The 19585-nt window shown below is 72.5% G+C and carries 19 protein-coding genes; 1 reads left to right on the forward strand and 18 read right to left on the reverse strand.

Annotated features, from left to right (window positions below):
* Nucleotides 1-121: 121 nt before the first annotated feature.
* A complete protein-coding gene (locus tag AOA12_RS13810; RefSeq protein ID WP_054683748.1) occupies nt 122-1525 on the forward strand; it encodes an HNH endonuclease in 1404 nt (467 codons plus the stop codon).
* A 16-nt stretch (nt 1526-1541) separates the two neighbouring features.
* Here AOA12_RS13810 and AOA12_RS13815 read toward each other — a convergent pair whose 3' ends face one another.
* From AOA12_RS13815 to AOA12_RS13900, 18 genes are all read right to left on the reverse strand, one after another.
* Nucleotides 1542-1922: a DUF2809 domain-containing protein gene (locus AOA12_RS13815; RefSeq protein WP_156366507.1), complete on the reverse strand. Its 381-nt coding sequence runs from the start codon at nt 1920-1922 to the stop codon at nt 1542-1544.
* A gap of 14 nt (nt 1923-1936) precedes the next feature.
* Nucleotides 1937-2836: an NUDIX domain-containing protein gene (locus tag AOA12_RS13820; protein ID WP_054683751.1), complete on the reverse strand. Its 900-nt coding sequence runs from the start codon at nt 2834-2836 to the stop codon at nt 1937-1939.
* 81 nt (nt 2837-2917) lie between these two features.
* The gene (locus AOA12_RS13825; protein ID WP_054683754.1) at nt 2918-3694 is read right to left on the reverse strand and encodes a thioesterase family protein; all 777 of its coding nucleotides are present in this window, start codon (nt 3692-3694) and stop codon (nt 2918-2920) included.
* Entirely contained in the window at nt 3691-5217 is a 1527-nt protein-coding gene (gene der, locus AOA12_RS13830) for a ribosome biogenesis GTPase Der (RefSeq protein WP_054683757.1), read from the reverse strand. Before der ends, AOA12_RS13825 begins: the two co-directional genes overlap by 4 nt.
* Nucleotides 5217-5906, reverse strand: a complete 690-nt coding sequence (cmk, locus tag AOA12_RS13835; protein WP_054683762.1) for a (d)CMP kinase — start codon at nt 5904-5906, stop codon at nt 5217-5219. The genes der and cmk overlap by 1 nt, the downstream gene beginning before the upstream one ends.
* Nucleotides 5899-7011 (reverse strand): prephenate dehydrogenase, encoded by a 1113-nt coding sequence (locus AOA12_RS13840; protein ID WP_054683764.1) that lies wholly within the window; start codon nt 7009-7011, stop codon nt 5899-5901. Before AOA12_RS13840 ends, cmk begins: the two co-directional genes overlap by 8 nt.
* The gene (locus AOA12_RS13845; RefSeq protein WP_054683767.1) at nt 7008-7793 is read right to left on the reverse strand and encodes a pseudouridine synthase; all 786 of its coding nucleotides are present in this window, start codon (nt 7791-7793) and stop codon (nt 7008-7010) included. The genes AOA12_RS13840 and AOA12_RS13845 overlap by 4 nt, the downstream gene beginning before the upstream one ends.
* Nucleotides 7790-8371, reverse strand: a complete 582-nt coding sequence (scpB, locus tag AOA12_RS13850; RefSeq protein ID WP_054683770.1) for an SMC-Scp complex subunit ScpB — start codon at nt 8369-8371, stop codon at nt 7790-7792. Before scpB ends, AOA12_RS13845 begins: the two co-directional genes overlap by 4 nt.
* Nucleotides 8361-9185 carry a segregation and condensation protein A gene (locus AOA12_RS13855; protein ID WP_054683774.1) on the reverse strand — a complete coding sequence of 275 codons (825 nt, stop codon included), beginning with the start codon at nt 9183-9185 and terminating at the stop codon, nt 8361-8363. The genes scpB and AOA12_RS13855 overlap by 11 nt, the downstream gene beginning before the upstream one ends.
* Nucleotides 9169-10062, reverse strand: coding sequence for a ParA family protein (locus tag AOA12_RS13860; protein ID WP_054683777.1), 894 nt, complete (start codon nt 10060-10062; stop codon nt 9169-9171). The genes AOA12_RS13855 and AOA12_RS13860 overlap by 17 nt, the downstream gene beginning before the upstream one ends.
* Nucleotides 10063-10109: 47 nt before the next feature.
* Entirely contained in the window at nt 10110-11423 is a 1314-nt protein-coding gene (locus AOA12_RS13865; RefSeq protein WP_082406267.1) for an ABC transporter permease, read from the reverse strand.
* A complete protein-coding gene (locus AOA12_RS13870; protein ID WP_054683779.1) occupies nt 11420-12097 on the reverse strand; it encodes an ABC transporter ATP-binding protein in 678 nt (225 codons plus the stop codon). Before AOA12_RS13870 ends, AOA12_RS13865 begins: the two co-directional genes overlap by 4 nt.
* Complete coding sequence (locus AOA12_RS13875; protein WP_054683782.1) at nt 12094-13713, reverse strand: hypothetical protein; 1620 nt, start codon at nt 13711-13713, stop codon at nt 12094-12096. Before AOA12_RS13875 ends, AOA12_RS13870 begins: the two co-directional genes overlap by 4 nt.
* Before the next feature lies 1 nt (nt 13714).
* A complete protein-coding gene (locus AOA12_RS13880; RefSeq protein ID WP_054683785.1) occupies nt 13715-14752 on the reverse strand; it encodes a hypothetical protein in 1038 nt (345 codons plus the stop codon).
* 120 nt (nt 14753-14872) lie between these two features.
* Nucleotides 14873-15796: a site-specific tyrosine recombinase XerD gene (gene xerD / locus AOA12_RS13885; protein WP_054683787.1), complete on the reverse strand. Its 924-nt coding sequence runs from the start codon at nt 15794-15796 to the stop codon at nt 14873-14875.
* A gap of 1 nt (nt 15797) precedes the next feature.
* Nucleotides 15798-16361, reverse strand: coding sequence for an NUDIX domain-containing protein (locus tag AOA12_RS13890; protein WP_054683790.1), 564 nt, complete (start codon nt 16359-16361; stop codon nt 15798-15800).
* The gene (locus AOA12_RS13895) at nt 16354-18045 is read right to left on the reverse strand and encodes a CTP synthase (protein ID WP_054683794.1); all 1692 of its coding nucleotides are present in this window, start codon (nt 18043-18045) and stop codon (nt 16354-16356) included. The genes AOA12_RS13890 and AOA12_RS13895 overlap by 8 nt, the downstream gene beginning before the upstream one ends.
* A gap of 14 nt (nt 18046-18059) precedes the next feature.
* Nucleotides 18060-19523, reverse strand: coding sequence for a glycoside hydrolase family 32 protein (locus AOA12_RS13900; protein WP_054683797.1), 1464 nt, complete (start codon nt 19521-19523; stop codon nt 18060-18062).
* Nucleotides 19524-19585 lie beyond the last annotated feature (62 nt).

The raw sequence follows: 19585 nt of genomic DNA on the forward strand, positions 1-19585 counted from the left end.
GTCGGGGCACGCGGTGGGCGTCGCCTCGTCCAGACTCGCCTTCCTTCGTAATCGTACTTTTGTACGATTTAATCTCACGTTCGGGTTGCATTACTCGAACATATCTGCCACACTGAGAGACATGAACCCCGATGCGCTCGCAGGAATCGCCGAAGCACTCGACGTGCTCCGGGCTGCGGGCGGAGGCCGTCCGGTGGAGGCTTTGACACCCGGCGAGCTGGTCGCGGTGAACGCGGCCTTCGGAGCGTTGCGACGTCACGTGGATGCCGCGCTCGTCCCCGTCGCGGGCGAGATCGCCCGTCAGTCGCGTCCCGTGCTGGGCAAGGAGTCGCTGGCGCGGCGTCAAGGGTTCCGCAGCGCGGAGCAGCTGATCGGCACCGCCTGGGGCATCGCGGTCGGCGAGGCACGCAGGTTCACTCAGGTCGGCGAGGCGACGGCGCCGCGCACGGCACTGAGCGGTGAGGCGCTGCCGGAGAGGCATCCGCACCTCGCCGACGCCGTGCGGGCGGGCCTGCTCGGAGTGACCGCGGCGGCGGCGATCGTGACGATGCTCGACCGCGTCGCCCCCAGAGCGGGCGCCGACGCACTGCGGCAGATGGAGCAGCACCTCGCGATCGCCGCGGCAGAGCTCCGGCCGGACGAGCTGGGCAAGCTCCTCGCACACGCGGAGGCGCTCCTCGACCCTGACGGCCTGGAGCCGCGACTCGATGCCGCTCGCGCCGATCGGTCCCTGTCGGTGACGGAACGCGATGGAGTCCTCAGGCTCGTCTTCACCAGCGACGTCGTCTCGGGCGCTCCCGTGCGGGCGGCGGTGGAGGGCATCGTGACCGCGACGCTGAACAGCAACCGCAACCGGGAACGCGCCGCTGACGCGGCGGCCGGGGAACCTGCCGGCGGCACGTGCGACGACCGCGCGACCGGGAACGCCGCGGAGGCCGAGGCCGATCAGCGGTCCATGCGGCAGCTGCGCGCCGACGCGCTCATCGAGCTGTGCGATCACGCGCTCGGATGCGAGCAGACCCCGACCCGGCCGACCGTCTCGGTCGTGGTGCGGATGACGCTCGAACAGCTCCAGACCGGCACCGGCGCCGCCACCATCGACGGCACCGACCAGCCGATCGACGCCGGGGCCGTGCGGCGCCTGGCCGCGGACCTGCAGATCATCCCCGCCGTGCTCGGCGGAGAGTCCGAGATCCTCGATCTCGGCCGCGCCACGCGGCTGTTCACGCGAGCGCAGAAGCACGCGATCACCGAGAGGGACGGCGGATGCGTGGGATGCGGCGCCCCGCCCGGACGGTGCCACGTCCACCACCTGACCTGGTGGTCGCATGGCGGACGCACCGATCTGAGCAACGGCGTCCTGCTCTGCGCCGGATGCCACCATCGGCTCCACGACGACGGGTGGGACATCCGCATCGACGGACCCGGCACGAAGGCGAAGGTCTGGATGATCCCTCCCGCCTGGATCGACCCGGCCCGGACCCCGCGCCTCGCCGGCAGACACCGATATGCACTCGCCACCTGAACCGCCGGCCCGACGCTCAGCGCGCAGCCTCCACCCGCGGCGGACGGCGGCGAGAGACGAGCACGTCGGCGAGCACGGCGACGGCGATCGTCACGATGTAGACGACGAGATCGCGAGGCTCGAAGACGGTGCCGAAGACGAGCATCGCGGGCGTGAACACGACGCCCCATTGCTCGGGGATCCCCGTCAGCTGGAACAGCTCGACGGCGACGCACCAGCCCGCGGCGATCGCCGCGACGACCATGCGCGGCCAGCGCGGCACCAGCACGACGAGCGCCGCGTACACCGCCGCGGCGTACAGGGCGTCGGCGGCGACGTCGCTCGCGTGCGTGTCCGGCAGCGCGAAGTGCACGAACAGGCCCACCCCGACCAGCACCGCGACGACGATGGCGGCCACGCCGCGCCGCCGCCTCACGTCAGCTGGTCGCGCAGCCACGACACCGATCGCACCGTCGAGCCCGCGTGCTCGGCGCGCTCCGAGAGCCCCCGATCGCTCGTCACGACCGTGACGGCACTGCCCTCGGCGGCAAGCGCCTGCGCGGTCGCGACGATCGCGTCGTCGCCGTGGCCCGGCGCTCGCACCACGTCGATGCCCGACACGTCGTCGACGCCGCGCGCCTCGCCCTCGACGACGACGTGGATCCGCGGGAACCAGGTCGTCGCGGGCAGGCCGAGCACACGCGCATCGGTCCCCTGCTCGGCGAACGCCGCGAGCGATGCGAGCAGCCGTCCCGCGGCGCCGGCACGGTCGCGCCACCACCCGTCGGGCACGGAGCCCACGACGTTCGCGGCGTCCACGACGATCGCCGGCCGCACCGCCAGCACCGCGCGCAGCGCGCGCCACGACGCCGCGAAGCCGGGATGCAGCGGGTAGCCGTCCACGGCATCCACCGGCACCCACTCCAGGGCACGGCTCTCGGGGTCGGAGATCACCGGCTCGAACGCCCGCACGACATCCGCGACCACGGTCGAGTACGTCCACACCTCGGCGTCGAAGACGCTGATGAGCCGCGGGACGACGGCGTCCACGGGCACGCCGGCCTCCTCCGCCGACTCGCGCAGCGCCCCGTCGCGGGCCGACTCGCCCAGGTGCCGCGCACCGCCCGGCAGAGCCCACGTGTCGCCGAAATGACTCCACGCCACGCGGTGCTGCAGCAGCACGCCGCGCTGCGGGTCGAGCGCGAGCAGTCCCGCGGCGCCGAAGCGCCCCCAGTAGCGCGTGCCGTCGTCGGCGACGACCCACGCGTCGCCCGGGTCCCGCGGCCCGTGCGGCCGACGCGGTTCACCGGGCGCGGGCTGTTCGATCGTCACCGTTCCAGCCTTGCACACCGTCGACTCCCTCGGCCGCACGGCGGAAACGGCGCGTCACCCTTCCGGCCCGAACGGGCCCCGTCAGGCGAACGGACGCACCGTCAGCGACTGCACGGACGTCGCGATCGGTCCCTGCTCGTCGTGCAGCACCGTGTGCGTGATGCCGGTTCCCGTGGCCGAGAAGCTGGCCGTCGTGTCGTACCCGATCCACTCGCCGACCGGCACGCGCAGCAGGTGCGCCGTCAGGTCGACGTTCGGATACGCCGCGACCGTCGGCAGCGCCCGCAGCGACAGGCCGTTGGCGAGGTCGGCCATGCCCAGCAGGCGCGCCGTGGGGCTCACGGCCTCGCCCTCGAGCAGCACGTTGCGCGGCCGCACCCAGCAGCGCGCACGCCCCGGCTCGATGAGCTCCCGCCGGATCTCCATCGTGGTGACGAACTCGCCCCGCCACTCCGTGCCGATCAGCCAGGGCTCGACCGCGTCGAGCGGCGGCATCGCCGGCAGCGACGAGCCGGCCAGCGCGGCGGTGTCGCCCCGCTGCATCCACCACGCCCGCGCGATCACGGCGGGACGGCCGTCGTGGCTGAGCACGGCCTCGACGAGCTCGATCGTGCGCCCGGGCCGCAGCACGCGCACCTCGACCGCGACCTCGTCGATCGGCAGCACGCCGAGGATGTCATACGAGATGCGGGACAGCTGCATCGGCGCCGTGTGCCGCGTCACGTGATCGCCTTCGATGACGTGCGCGATCAGCCCGAACGCCGGAGCGATGTGCTGCTCGCTCGTGTTCCACGCCCCCTGCACGGCCTGCGTCGCGCGGAAGCGCGTCGCATCGAGACGCTCGAAGTACGCCGTCATGAGCGCTGGCGGCGCTCGCGCACTCGCATGTTGGTCACGATCGGCGTGCCCTCGAAGCCGAACAGCTCCCGCAGGCGGCGCTGGATGAACCGGCGGTAGCCCGGGTCGAGGAAGCCCGTCGTGAACAGCACGAACGTCGGCGGCCGCGTCGACGCCTGCGTGCCGAACAGGATGCGCGGCTGCTTGCCGCCGCGCACGGGGTGCGGGTGCTCGGCGACGAGCTCGGCGAGGAAGGCGTTGAACTTGCCGGTGGGGATGCGCTGGTCCCACGATGCGAGCGCGGTCTCCAGCGCGGGCACGAGCTTGTCGAGATGACGGCCCGTGCGCGCCGACAGGTTCACGCGCGGCGCCCACGCGACGTGCGCGAGATCCTGCTCGATCTCACGCTCCAGGTAGCGACGACGATCGATGTTCTCCATGTCGTCGTCGTTCAGGCGGTCCCACTTGTTGAACGCGAGCACCAGCGCGCGACCCGACTCGAGCACGAGGTCGATGATGCGCACGTCCTGCTCGCTGATCGGCTGCGACACGTCGAGCAGCACGACCGCGACCTCCGCCTTCTCCAGCGCCGCCGACGTGCGCAGCGACGCGTAGAAGTCGGCGCCCTGCTGCAGGTGCACGCGACGACGGATGCCGGCGGTGTCGACCAGTCGCCACATCCTGCCGCCCAGCTCGACGAGCTCGTCGACCGGGTCGCGGGTCGTGCCGGCCAGCTCGTTGACGACGACGCGCTCCTCGCCCGCCGCCTTGTTCAGCAGCGACGACTTGCCGACGTTGGGCCGGCCGAGGATCGCGACGCGGCGCGGCCCGCCGATCTCGTTCTTCGCGACGGCCGACTCCGCGGGCAGCACCTTGATGATCTCGTCGAGCAGATCGGCGACCCCGCGGCCGTGGATGGCCGACACGGGGTGCGGCTCGCCGAGCCCCAGGTTCCACAGCGCGGCGGCCTCCGGCTCGTGCCGCGCGTCGTCGACCTTGTTCGCGACCAGGAACACCGGCTTGTCGGTCTTGCGCAGCAGGCGCACGACCGCCTCGTCGGTCGACGTCGCGCCGACCATCGCGTCGACGACGAACAGCACGACGTCCGACAGGTCGATCGCGATCTCGGCCTGCGCCGCGACCGAACGGTCGATGCCCTTCGCGTCGGGCTCCCACCCGCCCGTGTCGACGACGGTGAACGGACGATCCATCCACTCGGCGCGATACGTCACGCGGTCGCGCGTCACGCCCGGCGTGTCCTCGACGACCGCCTCGCGGCGGCCCAGGATGCGGTTCACGAGCGCCGACTTGCCGACGTTCGGCCGGCCGACGATCGCGACGACGGGCAGCGCGGGGCCGACCGTGATGCCGTCGAGCCCCTCGTCCACCCCGCCGAGCAGATCGGCATCGTCGTCGTCGAGCTCGTACTCGTCGAGCGTCGCGCGCAGCGCGGCCGCGCGCTGCTCGGCGAGCTCCTCGTCGAGGCCCGCCAGCTTCTCCTCGAGGTGGTCGGGACCGCCCTCGTACTCCTCTTCGCCGGCCATCAGCGCTCTCCTGTCTCCTGCACAGCCAACGCCGCGTCGACGACGCCGATGACGGCGTCCACGGTGGCTTCGAAATCCAACGCCGTCGAGTCGACGACGACGACGCCCTCCGCGGCGGTGAGGAAGTCGACGACCTGCGCATCGGACGCGTCGCGCCGGTGCAGCGCGTCGGCGACGGCCGCGGCGTCCTCGTTCGCGAGCTCCGCGCTGCGCCGCGCGGCCCGCACCTCCGGCGAGGCCGTGAGCAGGATGCGCACGGGGGCGTCGGGGGCGACGACCGTCGTGATGTCGCGTCCCTCCACGACGACGCCCGGCCGTCCCGATCCGGCGATGAGATCGCGGAACAGGCGGTTGACGGTCTCGCGCACGATCGGGACGCGCGCGACGCCGCTCACGGCGTCGGACACGCGCGGCTCGCGGATCGCATCGGTCACGTCGGCGGCCCCCACCCGCACCCAGAAGTCGTCGGGGTCGAGCGAGATCGCATAGTCGAAGTCGCCCAGCACCTCGACGACCGCGACGGCGTCGGAGGTGTCGGCGCTGTGCTGGAGCGCATGCCAGGCGAGGGCGCGGTAGGCGGCCCCCGTGTCGAGGTAGCCGTAGCCGAGCCGGCGGGCGGCCTGCTTCGACACGCTCGACTTGCCGCTGCCCGCGGGCCCGTCGATCGCGACGACGATCGGATCAGTCATTCGTGGTGCTCGCAATCTTCCAGCCGCGGGCCTCGAGGCCCTCGACGGTGTGATGGACGACGCCGGGGACCACGCTGATCTCGGCGAGACCGAACTGCGCCCCGGGCGAGTGCTCCAGGCGGAAGTCCTCGACGTTGACCTGCAGCGCGCCGAGCTCGCCGAACAGGCGGCCGAGCTGCCCCGGCGTGTCGTCGACCATGACGACGATCTGCTCGAACCGGCGGTTCTGCCCGTGCTTGCCCGGCAGTCGCTCGACGCCGTCGTTGCCGCGGCGGATCGTGTCGGCGACGGCGCGGCGCGCACCGGGCGCGTCCGGCGCGCGCAGGGCCTCCGCGACGTCGCGCAGGTCGTCGGCGAGCGCATCGAGCACCTCGACGACGGGCTCGGCGTTGGCGCCGAGGATCTGCACCCACAGCTCGGGCGACGACGCGGCGATGCGGGTCGTGTCGCGCACGCCCTGCCCCGCGAGGCGCAGGGCGTCGCCGGGTGCGGCGACGAACCGGCCGGCGAGCAGCGACGCGACGAGCTGCGGCACGTGCGACACCAGCGCGACCGACCGGTCGTGCTCCTCGGGGGTCATCTCGATCAGCACGGCGCCCAGGTCGAGCGCGAGCCCTTCGACGAGGGCGAGGTCGGCGGCGGGCGTCTCCTCGTCACGGCACACGACCCACGGACGTCCGATGAACAGGTCGGCGCGCGCCGCGATCGCCCCCCCGCGCTCGCGCCCCGCCATGGGGTGCGAGCCGATGTAGCGGGTGAGGTCGACGCCGCGCGACCGCAGCTCGCGGAACGGGTCGAGCTTCACGCTCGCGACGTCGGTGACGACGGCATCCGGGTACGCGCGGAGCTCGCGCTCCACGACGTCGGCGATCACGTCCGGCGGCACGGCCACGACCACGAGCGACGGCCGGTCGTCGTCCGACGCCGCACGGCCCGCACCGTAGTCGATCGCGAGCCGCAGCTGCGCGGGCGAGGAGTCGGCGAGCACGACGTCGACGCCGAGGGCGCGCAGCGCGTGGCCGATGCTCGACCCGAGCAGGCCCGCGCCGACGATGCGCACGGTGCCGCTCGTACGGGCGGCACGGGCGCGGGTCACGTCGGTCACTTCGGCTCCGGTTCGGGTGGGGAGGGGGCGTCGGATGCCGACGCGTCACGGCGCGCGAGGGTCAGCAGCGCGCCGCGTTCCACTGTAGTCAACTCCCTCGCCCGTCCGGCCGCGAGCGTTCCCAGGTGCAGCGGCCCGAACTGGCGGCGCACGAGCTCGTCGACCGGATGCCCGACGGCGGCCAACATGCGCCGCACGATGCGGTTGCGGCCGGAGTGCAGCGTCAGCTCGACGAGGCTCGACGAGCCCGAGACGTCGAGCAGCCGCGCCTTGTCGGCCGCGATCGGCCCGTCGTCGAGGTCGATGCCCTTGGTCAGGCGCGAGATCGTCGCGGGCGTCACGCGCCCCTCGACCTTCGCGATGTACACCTTCGTGACCCCGAACGAGGGGTGCGCGAGCACGTGGGCGAGCTCGCCGTCGTTGGTGAGCACGAGCAGGCCGCTCGTCTCGGCATCCAGCCGGCCCACGTTGTAGAGCCGCTCGGGCCATTCCCGCGTGAACCGGCGGAGGTCGGGACGGCCCCGCTCGTCGCGCATCGACGAGACGACGCCGGTCGGCTTGTTGAGCATGACGTAGCGCTTCGTCGCATCGAGCTGCACCGCCGTGCCGTCGACGTCGACGCGGTCGGCGTCCGGGTCGATGCGCGTGCCCAGCTCGGTCACGACGGCGCCGTTGACCCGCACGCGGCCCTCGACGATGTACTGCTCGCACACGCGGCGGGAGGCCACGCCCGCGTTCGCGAGCGCCTTCTGCAGGCGCACGCCCTCGGTCTCCTCGCTCATCGCACCAGCTCCGAGTCGAATCCGGCCGATCCGTCGTCGAGCAGCGGCGAGATGTGCGGCAGCTCGTCGAGGGAGTTGATGCCGAGGTGCACGAGCAGCGCGTCGGTCGTGCCGTAGTTGATCGCGCCGGTCTCCGGGTCGGAGAACAGCTCGGTGACGAGGCCGCGCGCGAGCAGCGTGCGCACGACGGAGTCCACGTTCACGGCACGGATCTGCGCGACCTGGCTGCGGGTGACGGGCTGCTTGTAGGCGATGACGGCGAGCGTCTCCAGCGCGGCCTGCGACAGCCGCGACGGCGCCTGCGCGTTGACGAAGCCCGAGACCAGGTCGTCGTGGTCCTCGCGCACGTAGAGCCGCCAGCCGCCGCCCACCTCGCGCAGCTCGAAGCCGCGGCGCGGCCCGCCGTGCTCTCCGTCGTAGTCGGCGACGAGGTCGGCGATCGCCGCGCGCACGATCGGCACGGGCGCGGCGACGGCGGCCGCGAGGGCGACGAGGCTGTGCGGCTCGTCGGCGATCAGCAGGATCGCCTCGAGCCGACGGGCGACGGATGCCGCGTCGAGCGGCGCTTCATCGGTCATAGTCTGCTCCCAGGGTCGCGAGGTTCTCTTCGGACCAGCGCTCGGCTGTCCAGCGTACGGTGAGTTCGCCCAAGGGCTCGAGCTGCTCGAACGAGCAGGCCGCGAGGCGGTACAGCTCGAGCACCGCCAGGAAGCGGGCCACGACGACGCCCGGCTGCGCCGCGCCGGCGACCAGGTCGCGGAAGGTGAGCGCTCCCGCGCCGCGCAGCAGCGTCACGACGACCGCCGCCTGCTCGCGGATCGACACGAGCGGCGCGTGCAGGTGGTCGAGCCCGACGTGCGGAACCTCCTTGGACGCGAAGGCGAGCATCGCGATCGCGGCGAAGTCGTCGGGCGACAGGGTCCAGATCAGCTCCGGCACGGCCCGCCGGTACTTCTCCTCGAGGGGCGCGGCGCGCGCGTGGCGGTGCTGCTCGCGCTCGAGGCACCGGGCGAACCACGCGGAGACCTCCTTGAACGCGCGGTACTGCAGCAGCCGCGCGAAGAGCAGGTCGCGCGCCTCCAGCAGCGCGACGGCCTCCGAGTCGACGAGCTCGCCCTGCGGCAGCAGCCCCGCGATCTTCATGTCGAGCAGCGTCGCCGCGACGACGAGGAACTCCGAGGCCTGCTCTAGCTCCTCGTGCGCCTCCAGCCCGCGCAGGTAGGCGATGAACTCGTCGGTCACACGGCTGAGCGAGATCTCGGTGATGTCCAGCTCATGCTTCGCGAGCAGGCTCAGGAGCAGGTCGAACGGCCCGTCGAACACGCCGAGCGAGACGCGGAAGCCGTCGGTCTCGCCCGCGGCGGCATCGATCTCGTCAGGCGACGGCACCACGAGCCACGAGCTCCCGCGCCAGTCGCAGGTAGGCCTGGGCGGCCGGGTGCTCCGGCGCGAACTGGGTGATCGGCACGCCGGCGACCGACGCGTCCGGGAACTTCACGGTGCGGCCGATCACGGTCTCCAGCACGTCGTCGCCGAACGCCTCAACGACGCGCTCGAGCACCTCGCGGGAGTGCAGCGTGCGCGGGTCGTACATCGTCGCGAGCACGCCGTCGAGCTCGATCACGGGGTTGAGCCGGTCGCGCACCTTGTCGATCGTCTCGATCAGCAGGGCGACGCCGCGCAGCGCGAAGAACTCGCACTCCAGCGGGATCAGCACGCCGTGGCTCGCGGTGAGCGCGTTGACGGTGAGCAGGCCGAGCGACGGCTGGCAGTCGATGAAGATGACGTCGTACTCGTTCGACACCTTGCGCAGCACCCGGGCGAGGATCGTCTCGCGCGCGACCTCGTTGACGAGGTGCACCTCGGCGGCCGACAGGTCGATGTTCGCCGGCAGGATGTCGAGACCGGGCACCGGTGAGGACACGATGACCTCGTGCGGGTCGCGCTTCGTGTCGAGCAGCAGGTCGTAGACCGTGGGCAGGTCGTGCGTCGAGATGCCGAGCCCGGCCGACAGCGCCCCCTGCGGGTCGAAGTCGACGGCGAGCACGCGGCGGCCGTATCCGGCGAGCGCCGCGGCGAGGTTGATGGTCGTGGTGGTCTTGCCCACCCCGCCCTTCTGGTTGCACAGCGCGATGATGCGCGCCGGGCCCGTGCTCTCGAGCCTCGGCGGAACCGCGAAGCCCTGATACGGGCGCCCGGTGGGTCCGATCGGCGTGCCGTCCTCCGTGCGGGCCGGCTCTGCCTTGGACTTTGCCGCTGACTGCGCCACAGATCGCCTCCTCGTGCTGGATCGATTCTAGTCAGCGCGTCCGGCGATCAGGTTCCGCCACGCAGGGCCGTGACGGGCTCGATCCGTGCCGCGCGCCGCGCCGGGTACCAGCCCGCGGCCCAGCCCACGACGGCTCCGAGCAGCGCGCCGCCGATCGCGATCACGGGATTGAGCACGGGCGTCCACTGCTGCACGGCGGCGACGACGATCACGGCGAGCACGCCGAGCGAGGCGCCGATGAGCCCGCCGAGCAGGCCGATGACGATCGACTCGACCATGAACTGGGCGGCGATCTGACGTCGGGTCGCGCCGAGCGCGCGCCGCAGCCCGATCTCGCCGATGCGCTCCATGACCGACAGCAGCGTGACGTTGGCGATGCCGAGCCCGCCCGCGAGCAGGGCGATGCCGCCGAGCACGAGGAAGACGACGTTGACGTCGGCCTGCACGTTCTGGCTCAGATCGCTGGATGCCGCGGGCGCGCGCGCCCTGAGCGAGTCGGGCTCGCCGGGGGCCAGGGCGAGCAGGGCCTGGTCGGCGACCTGCGGCCCCGCGCCCACGACGATGCGCGCCCGCAGCTCGGCGGGGGCGCCCAGCCCGAAGTCGAGCCGCCCCGCGCCGACGGGGATGATCACGGCGTCCCGCAGGTCTGCGCGGTTCTCGAACCCGTCGACGATGCCGATGACGGCGTAGGCGATGCCGGCGATGAAGATCGACGGCTGGCTGTCGACGCGGTTGATGCCGAGCCGTTCGGCGGCGCGCGCGCCGAGCACGGCCACGCGGTCGCCGCGCTCGTCGTGCCCCTCGTCGAAGAAGCGCCCCGTCTGCACCTCGGCGGTGACCGTGTCGAGCAGGCCCGCCGACGCGGCGACGAGCGCGGGCGAGGCCTGCGCAGGCTGCGACGGGTCGTTGACGGGCACGGCGGTGATCGACTCGCCGCCGAGCGGCACGTCGGCCATGAGCGTGGCGTCCTCGACGCCGGCGAGACGCATCATGCGCTCGGGCGCGTCCCACGGCAGCCGGCCCACGGCGGCGCTCTGCCCCCCGCGGCCCTGCGCCTCCTGCGGCGTCACGACGACCTGCGTCGCGGCGGCGGCGTTGAACTGGCTCGCGATCTGCCCCGCCGCCGTCTGCGCGAAGCCGATCGTGGCGACGAGGGAGCCGATGCCGAGCACGGTGCCGAGCGTCGTCATGACGAGCCGCGAGGGACGCGAGCCGATGTCGGCCGTGGCCTCCGCGACGAGGTCCTGGAACGTGAACCGGTCGGCGCGCGGCACGGGCTTCACGAGCGCGGCGGCGCCCGTCTCCGGCTGCTGCGCGTCATCGGCAGTCTTCGTGCGACGGCGCGGGGGCCACCACCTCATGTCAGCTCGCTCAGGCGGCCGTCGTTGATCTGGATGCGGCGGTGCGCGCGCTGCGCGACCGCGGTGTCGTGCGTGATGATCGCGAGCGTGAGCCCGTCGGCGTTGAGCTCCTCGAAGAGGTCCATCACCTCGCCCGACGTGCGCTGGTCGAGGTTGCCGGTGGGCTCGTCGGCGAGCAGCAGCTGCGGGCCCGACACGACGGCGCGCGCGACCGCGACGCGCTGCCGCTCGCCGCCTGACAGCGAGCCCGGGAGGAAGTCGATGCGGTGCCCGAGCCCCACGCGCTGCAGCGCGTCGCGGGCCCGGGGCTCGCGCTCCCGACGCGGCACGCCGCTGTAGAGCATGGGCATGAGCACGTTGTCGAGCACGGTGCGCCGCGCCATCAGGTGGAACGACTGGAAGACGAAGCCGATGAACCGCGCGCGCACGGCCGCCCGCTCGTCCTCGGAGAGCTCCGACGTGAGCTCGCCGTCGAGCCGGTACTCCCCCACGCTCGGCCGGTCGAGCAGCCCGAGGATGTTGAGCAGCGTCGACTTGCCCGATCCGCTCGGGCCGACGATGCACAGGTAGTCGCCCGCCGCGATCGTGAGGTTCGCGGCCTTGAGCGCCTGCACCTCCGGGGGCCCCGGAAAGGAGCGGGTCAGGTCGCGCAGCTCGACCAGGGACGCCGTCACCGCCCGACCACCACGAGATCGCCTTCCGCCAGCTCGCCGTCGACCGGCGTGACCTCGACGACGCCGCGCGCCGCGAGACCGGGCTCCACGACGACGAGGCGCGTCTTCGCCGCGGCTCCGTCGCGGGGATCGCCCTCGACGACCTCGACGCGAGACTCGCCGCCGGGCCCGGCCGACAGCGCCGCGAGCGGCACGGACAGCACGTCGCCCTCGGTGGCGCCCACCGAGATGCGCACGCGCACGTTCGAGCCCTGCAGCTGTCCGATCTGCTCGGGGGCGAGCGGCTGCGGCTCCATGAGGATCTGCCAGCGGGCCGACGAGTCCTTGCCGGGCGTCACCTCGGTGATCGTCGCGATGTGCTCCGTGCCGTCGGCGAGCTCGAACACGCCCTCGGTGCCGACCGCGAGCAGCCGCGCGTCGGCCTCGGCGGCCCCGCCGGTGAGGCGCACGGCGGCACCCGACACGGTCATCGCCGCGCCCGACAGCGTGCTCCCGCGCGTCACCCGCACGTCGTCGACGCGCCGCGGCAGCTCGGTGAGGTAGAGCACCTCGCTCGACGGCAGGTAGGGCTGCACCTCCTGCCGGGCGCGCTCGAGGTTCTCGTAGGCGGCCGTCACCTGCTGGTGCGCGGAGTCGACCATCGCCTGCTCGGCGCTCGTGTCGACGCCGGCGAAGAGCTGCTCGCGCTGCAGCTGCGCGACCGCGAGGTCGCCCTCGAGGTCGGGGACCGTGTCGGGCGCCTCCGCACGCGCGCGGGCGATCTGGCGCTGCAGGCTCGCGATGCGGTTGTCGGCCTCCAGCACCTGCACGGGGTCGGGCCCCGATCCCGCCCGGTCCAGCTGCTGGCGGGCCGAGGCGAGGCCGTCCTCCGCGGATCGCACGCCGTCCTGCGCCGCGCGATACGCGTCCTCCGCGCCCTCGGGCGACGGCGGCGCCGGATAGCCGACCGAGGCGTAGAGCCGCCCGATGGCGTCGGCGGTGGACTGGTCGAAGACGTCGGAGGCGGCGTCGCCGGGGTCGATGCCGACGGCGAGCAGCGCCTGCTTGAGCTGCGCGACGTCGGGTCCCGAGACGCCGAACCGCAGCGTGCGGTAGGCGGGCAGCTCTCCGGGCAGCACGATGACGGGGCGTCCCGTGACCTCCAGCGCGACGGACAGGGCGCCCAGCTCGGCCCCGATCTCGGGCACCTGCCCCGTGACGATCGCCGCGCCGCCCACCGACGACGTGTCGAGCGTGACGTCGACCGCGTCGGCGTAGCCGACGTCGGCGCGGATCGTGACGTCGTTGGTGAGCTCGCCGTACTCGACGGGCACCGTCACGAGGCCGGCATCGGGCACGTCCTGGTTCCGGTCGGCGCCGGAGATGACGAACGTCCCGATGAGCAGGCCGGCGACGAGCGCCACGATCGCGACGAGGGCGACGATCCACAGCGTGCGGTTGCCGCGGAAGATGCGGCGCCACCCGGAGACGCGGGACAGGTCGCCGGCATCCGCGGCGCCCTCGTCGTCGCCGGCGTCCTCCCCGGCGTCGACGAGCTCGTCCCACGACGTGTCCTCGCCCGCGCTCCCGGTGCTCGTGGCCTCCGGCTCGACCGCGTCCTCGCCCTTCCTGCGCACGTCAGCCGCGCTGCTCCGCGGCAGCCTTGAACGCCTCGAGCTCCGTCTTGTGGTCGGCGATGAACTGCTCCTCGATGGCGAACTGGATCTTCATCTGCTCGCCGCGGTAGTCGGTCTTCTCGCGGCACTCCAGGTCGGCGAGGGCGAGCTCGACCTCCTTCTCGGCGAGCGGCTCCATCTGCTTCTCGATCTCCTTGTTGAAGTCCTCGAAGATCTTCGCGTTCTCCTCCTCGGTGAGGGAGTCGTCCCACTGCGGGCCGCCCTCCTCCCAGAACTTGTTCATCTCGTCGTAGATGGACTGCTGCGCGTCGAACTGCTTCGTGAACCCGCTGTGGCCGGCATCGGCCATGCACGCGGCCCACTCCGCATCGAGCTCGACGATGCGCGGATCGTTCTCGATGTCGCTCCACATCTGGCTCATGGCCTCGTTGAGGTCGGCGAACTGCTCGTCCTCCCACACGTTCTGCTCGCCGTAGACCTCGTGCTGCGCGGCGCCGTAGCAGCCGGCGGTCTCCCAGTTCCACTCGTACGAGCCGTCCTCGTTCAGCTCGTCCTCGGTGGGGCCCTTGCCGTGCAGCGCCTCCCAGTAGGCCGTCTGCTCCGACTCCGAGAGCGACTCCACGTACTCCTGGTTGGGGTCGACGGGCATCTCGCTCTCGTCGACGGGCTCGTTCATCTCGGTCTTGCCGGGCCAGTTGACGGCGCCGTACCCCCACTGCGCCACCCACTCCTTCGACTCGGGGTTCCACTCCTCGCTGCTGCCGAACGAGATGGACGCGCTCTGGTCGAACGGCGTGTACTCGAAGCCCTCCTCGGTCATGCAGGCGGCGACGAGCTCCTGGATCTTGTTCTGCTCCTCGGTGAACTTGCGCTGCTGCTCCTCCTCGGAGAGGTCGCCGCCCCACGCCGACGAGAGGTACTGGTTGAGCGGAGAGTTCTGCCAGTCGTCGGTCGAGGGGGCCTTGCTGTCGCCGGAACAGGCGGTGAGGACGAGCAGCGACGCGGCTGCGACGGCGATGAGGGGGACGGGGCGGCGCATGAGAGACTCCTCGGGGCTGTGTCCTTCCACCCTAAGGCTGCCCTTTCCTGACCCGCGTCCCCCAAAAGGATGACATCGCCGATCCCCGGGTTCTCCCTGACCGTCCGCCGGGGTTGCCCCTCAGCGGGCGCGCGGGTGGGCGGTGAGGTAGACGTCGCGTAGCGCGTCGGCGGTGACGTGCGTGTAGATCTGCGTCGTGGCGACCGAGGCGTGCCCCAGCAGCTCCTGCACGACGCGCACGTCGGCGCCGCCCTGCAGCAGGTGCGTCGCGAACGAGTGCCGCAGGGTGTGCGGCGACACGTGCGCGGTCAGCCCCGCGCGCTCGGCGGCCGCGCGGATCACGAGCCACGCGCTCTGCCGCGACAGCGGCGCGCCGCGCGCGCCGAGGAAGAGCCGCGGCGTCGCTCGGCCGCGCCGCGAGAGCTCGGGCCGGGCGCGCGCGAGATAGGCGTCGACGGCGGCGCGCGCGAACGACCCGACGGGCACGATGCGCTCCTTCGAGCCCTTGCCGCGCACGCGCAGCACGTCGCCGTGCGCGAGGTCGTCGACGTCGAGCTGCACGACCTCCGACACGCGCGCGCCGGTCGCGTAGAGCAGCTCGAGCAGGGCGCGATCGCGCAGGCCGACGACGTCGGTCTCGGCGACGGCGCCGGGCTCGGGGCCCGCGGCGTCCAGCAGCGACGTCACCTGGTCGATCGTGAGCGCCTTCGGCAGCCGCTGCGGCGTCTTCGGGGGGCGCAGGCGTGCGGTCGGGTCGTCGGTCGCCGCCTCCTCGCGCACGAGGAAGCGGTGCAGGCCGCGCACCGACGACTGCAGCCGGGCGAGCGACGTCGCGGCGGGCGGCGGCTGCGCGGCCGCCCGCGTCGCGACGAACTCGGCCACCCGCTCCGCCGTCACGTCATCGGTGTCGTCGATCCCGCGCTCGGCGAGCCACTCGACGTAGCCGGCGAGGTCGCGCCGGTACGCCGCGACCGTGTGCTCCGACAGGCCCCGCTCGATCGAGATGTGCCGCAGATAGCCGTCCACGGCGCGATCGAGCCGCACGTCAGCGCCGCAGCCGCTCCGCCGCGGCGAGCACGCCCGCCACGAGGATGCCGTTGCGCATGCGGCCGGCGAGCACGGCGTCGACGACGACGGCCAGCGGCAGCCATTCGAGGCGGATGTCGGCCTCCTCGTGCTCGCGCGCATGCGTCTCGGGCGCGGGCGACAGGTCGCGGGCGAGGAAGATGTGCACGACCTCGTCGTTGCCGCCGGGCGTCGTGAAGATGCTGAGGAGCGGCTCGATCGTGCCCGCGACGAGGTCGATCTCCTCGGCGAGCTCGCGCCGCGCCGTCTCCAGGGGCGGCTCCCCCTCGACGTCGAGCAGCCCGGCGGGGATCTCCCAGTCGCGCATGCGGATCGGATGCCGGTACTGCTGGATCACCGCGACGCGCTGCCGGTCGTCGATCGCGACGACGGCGGCCGCGCCGGGGTGGTCGACGTACTGGCGCACGATCTCGTCGTCGCCGTAGCGGAACGTGTCGCTGCGCACGTCCCACACGCGGCCCTCGTAGACGAGCGCGGAGTCGACGATCTCGACGTCGACGCTCTCATCGCGGATCTCAGTCATTGTCCACGTCGAACAGCTCGCTGGCGCGGTGGCGGTCGAGCGCCGCCGCGATGAGCCCGCGGAACAGCGGGTTGGCCTCGGTCGGTCGCGAGCGCAGCTCGGGGTGCGCCTGCGTCGCGATGTAGAACGGGTGCACGTCGCGCGGCAGCTCGACGTACTCGACCAGGCCGTGCGCGGGCGACAGCCCCGAGAAGCGCAGGCCGGCCGCGGCGATGCGGTCGCGGTAGGCGTTGTTGACCTCGTAGCGGTGACGGTGCCGCTCCGACGCGCGCGTCGAGCCGTACAGCTCGGCGGCGAGCGACCCCTCGGCGAGCTCGGCCTCGTACAGCCCGAGCCGCATCGTGCCGCCCAGGTCGCCGTGGTCGATGATGTCGACCTGCTCGGCCATCGTCGCGATGACGGGGTGCGGCGTCTCGGGGTCGAACTCGCTCGACGACGCGCCCTCGATGCCCGCGACGTTGCGCGCGTACTCGATGACCATGCACTGCAGTCCCAGGCAGATGCCGAGCGCGGGGATGCCCTGCTCGCGCGCGAAGCGCAGCGCGCCGAGCTTGCCCTCGATGCCGCGGATGCCGAAGCCGCCCGGCACGATGATGCCGTCGAGGCCCGCGAGGGCCTTCTCGGCGCCCTCGGGCGTCTCGCACGTGTCGGAGGGGATCCACGTGACCTGCACCTTGGTCTCCTGCGCGAACCCGCCGGCCTTGAGCGCCTCGGTGACCGAGAGGTAGGCGTCGGGCAGGTCGATGTACTTGCCGACGAGGCCGATCGTCACCTCGTGCTTGGGGTTGTGCACGGCCTGCAGCACGCGGTTCCACCGCGTCCAGTCCACCTCGGACGCCGAGGTCAGGCCGAGTGCCTGCACGATGTACGCGTCGAGTCCCTGCTCGTTGAGCATGCTGGGAATGTCGTAGATCGAGGGGACGTCGATGGCGTTGACCACGGCATCCTCGTCGACGTCGCACATCAGCGCGATCTTGCGCTTGTTCGCGTCGGTGACGGGCCGGTCGCTGCGCAGCACGAGCGCGTCGGGCTGGATGCCGATCGAGCGCAGCGCGGCGACGGAGTGCTGCGTCGGCTTGGTCTTCTGCTCGCCCGACGCGCCCATGAACGGCACGAGCGAGACGTGCACGAAGAACACGTTGCCGCGGCCCAGCTCGTGGCGGATCTGGCGCGCCGACTCGATGAACGGCTGCGACTCGATGTCGCCGACGGTGCCGCCGATCTCGGTGATGATGACGTCGGGCCTCGGCGTCTCGTCGGCCTGCAGTCGCATGCGGCGCTTGATCTCGTCGGTGATGTGCGGGATGACCTGCACGGTGTCGCCGAGGTACTCGCCGCGGCGCTCGCGCGCGATGACCTGCGAGTACACCTGGCCGGTCGTGACGTTCGCCGCTGCCGACAGCTCGATGTCGAGGAAGCGCTCGTAGTGCCCGATGTCGAGGTCGGTCTCGGCGCCGTCGTCGGTGATGAAGACCTCGCCGTGCTGGAACGGGTTCATCGTCCCCGGGTCGACGTTGAGGTACGGGTCGAGCTTCTGCATCACGACGCGGAGCCCCCGCGCCGTGAGCAGGTTGCCGAGGCTCGCGGCGGTGAGGCCCTTGCCGAGAGACGAGACGACACCACCAGTCACGAAGATGTGCTTGGTGGTGTCGTTGGAGTGGCCCGCGCGAGAAGTGTCCGTCACGGGCTTTCATGCTATCAGCCCGGCTCCGAGAGCGGGGCTGACACGATGAACTCCTCGAGGTGCGCCGCGCCGCCGAGCGCGTGCACCCACGCGTGCGGGCCGGCCTGCACGCCCGTCAGGTTGGTGAACGCGCGGGTCCCGCCGTCGGCGAACAGCTCGAGCGACCCACGGTCGACCCACAGCGTCCACTCGACGAGGTCTCCCCCGCGCACCGGCATCGACTCGACGCTGCGGAAGTCGGCGGGCCAGTGCTCGGGCACCGCCGTGCGCCGGTCGAGCCGCACGCGGCTGTCGTGCGCGTCGTAGAACAGCGTGACCGCGTTCCCGGCATCCGACCCGAGGGTCAGCGCGAGCCCGTGCGCGCCGTCGAGCCGCGCGCGCACGTCGATGCGGCACGCCTCGGGGATCTCGACGTCGAGCGCCGCGGCCTGCTCTCCGAACCGGAGCGCCGACACCGTCGCGACCGGCGCGACGCGCGGGCCGATCGCCTCCTGCGCCAGCTGCGGCCGCCCGTCGCGCGTCACGAGCGAGAGCCGGCGCGCGAGCGTCATGCGGCCGCGCTGCGGCGCCTCCTCGTCATAGGGCATGTTCTTGGCGTAGTCCCAGTTGCTCATCCACGCGATGAGGGTGCGCTCCTCGTCGGGCAGGCCGGCGAAGGTCACGCCGGCGTAGCAGTCGCGCCCGTAGTCGAGCCAGTCGAAGCGCTCGAGCTCGTCGCGGTCGTGGGGGCCGGCCTCGAGCTCCTCGGGGGCCGGCTCGTCGGGGACGAAGGTCACGCCGTCGAACCGGCCGACCACGTACTGCGTGCCCGAGCCGCCCGCGACGCCGCCGGGGCTCAGGCTGATGACGAGCACCCAGCGCGTGTCGGCGGGATCGCCGTCGACCGCGAGCGGGAACAGGTCGGGGCACTCCCACACCCCGCCGACCGCGCCGCGCGGCCCGTACGACGACAGGTACTCCCACGACCGCAGGTCGTCGGAGCGGTAGAGGACGACCTCGCGGTCCATCGCCTCGACCGCCACCATGACCCAGTGTTCGCCCGCGGCACCGGCGTAGCGGATGACCTTCGGGTCGCGGAAGTCGGCGGACGACCGGTCGACGACGGGGTTGCCCTCGTACTCCGCCCAGGTCTCGCCGTCGTCGAGGCTGTACGCGATCGCCTGCGCCTCGTGCCGCACCGCGTGATCGTGCGCCGTGTAGATCGCCACGAGCGCGGGGTCCGGGCCGGTGCCGAACCCCGCGCTGCCGGTCTCGTCGATGACCGCCGAGCCCGAGTAGATCTGCGCGCGGTCGTTCTCGAGGAGGGCGACCGGGTGCTCCTGCCAGTTCACGAGGTCGGTGCTGGAGGCGTGGCCCCAGCTCATGTGCCCGTGGTCGATCCCGTAGGGGTTGTACTGGAAGAAGAGGTGGTAGCGCCCCCGGTGGAAGACGAGCCCGTTGGGGTCGTTCAGCCAGTTGCGCCGCGAGGCGAAGTGCATGCCGTCCTTTCCGCTGCGTATGCCCGCTCTACGTCCACGTGCCCGGGGTCTCCGTGCCGGTG

Source organism: Microbacterium sp. No. 7 (assembly GCF_001314225.1).
In the GTDB taxonomy this organism is placed as follows: Bacteria; Actinomycetota; Actinomycetes; order Actinomycetales; family Microbacteriaceae; genus Microbacterium.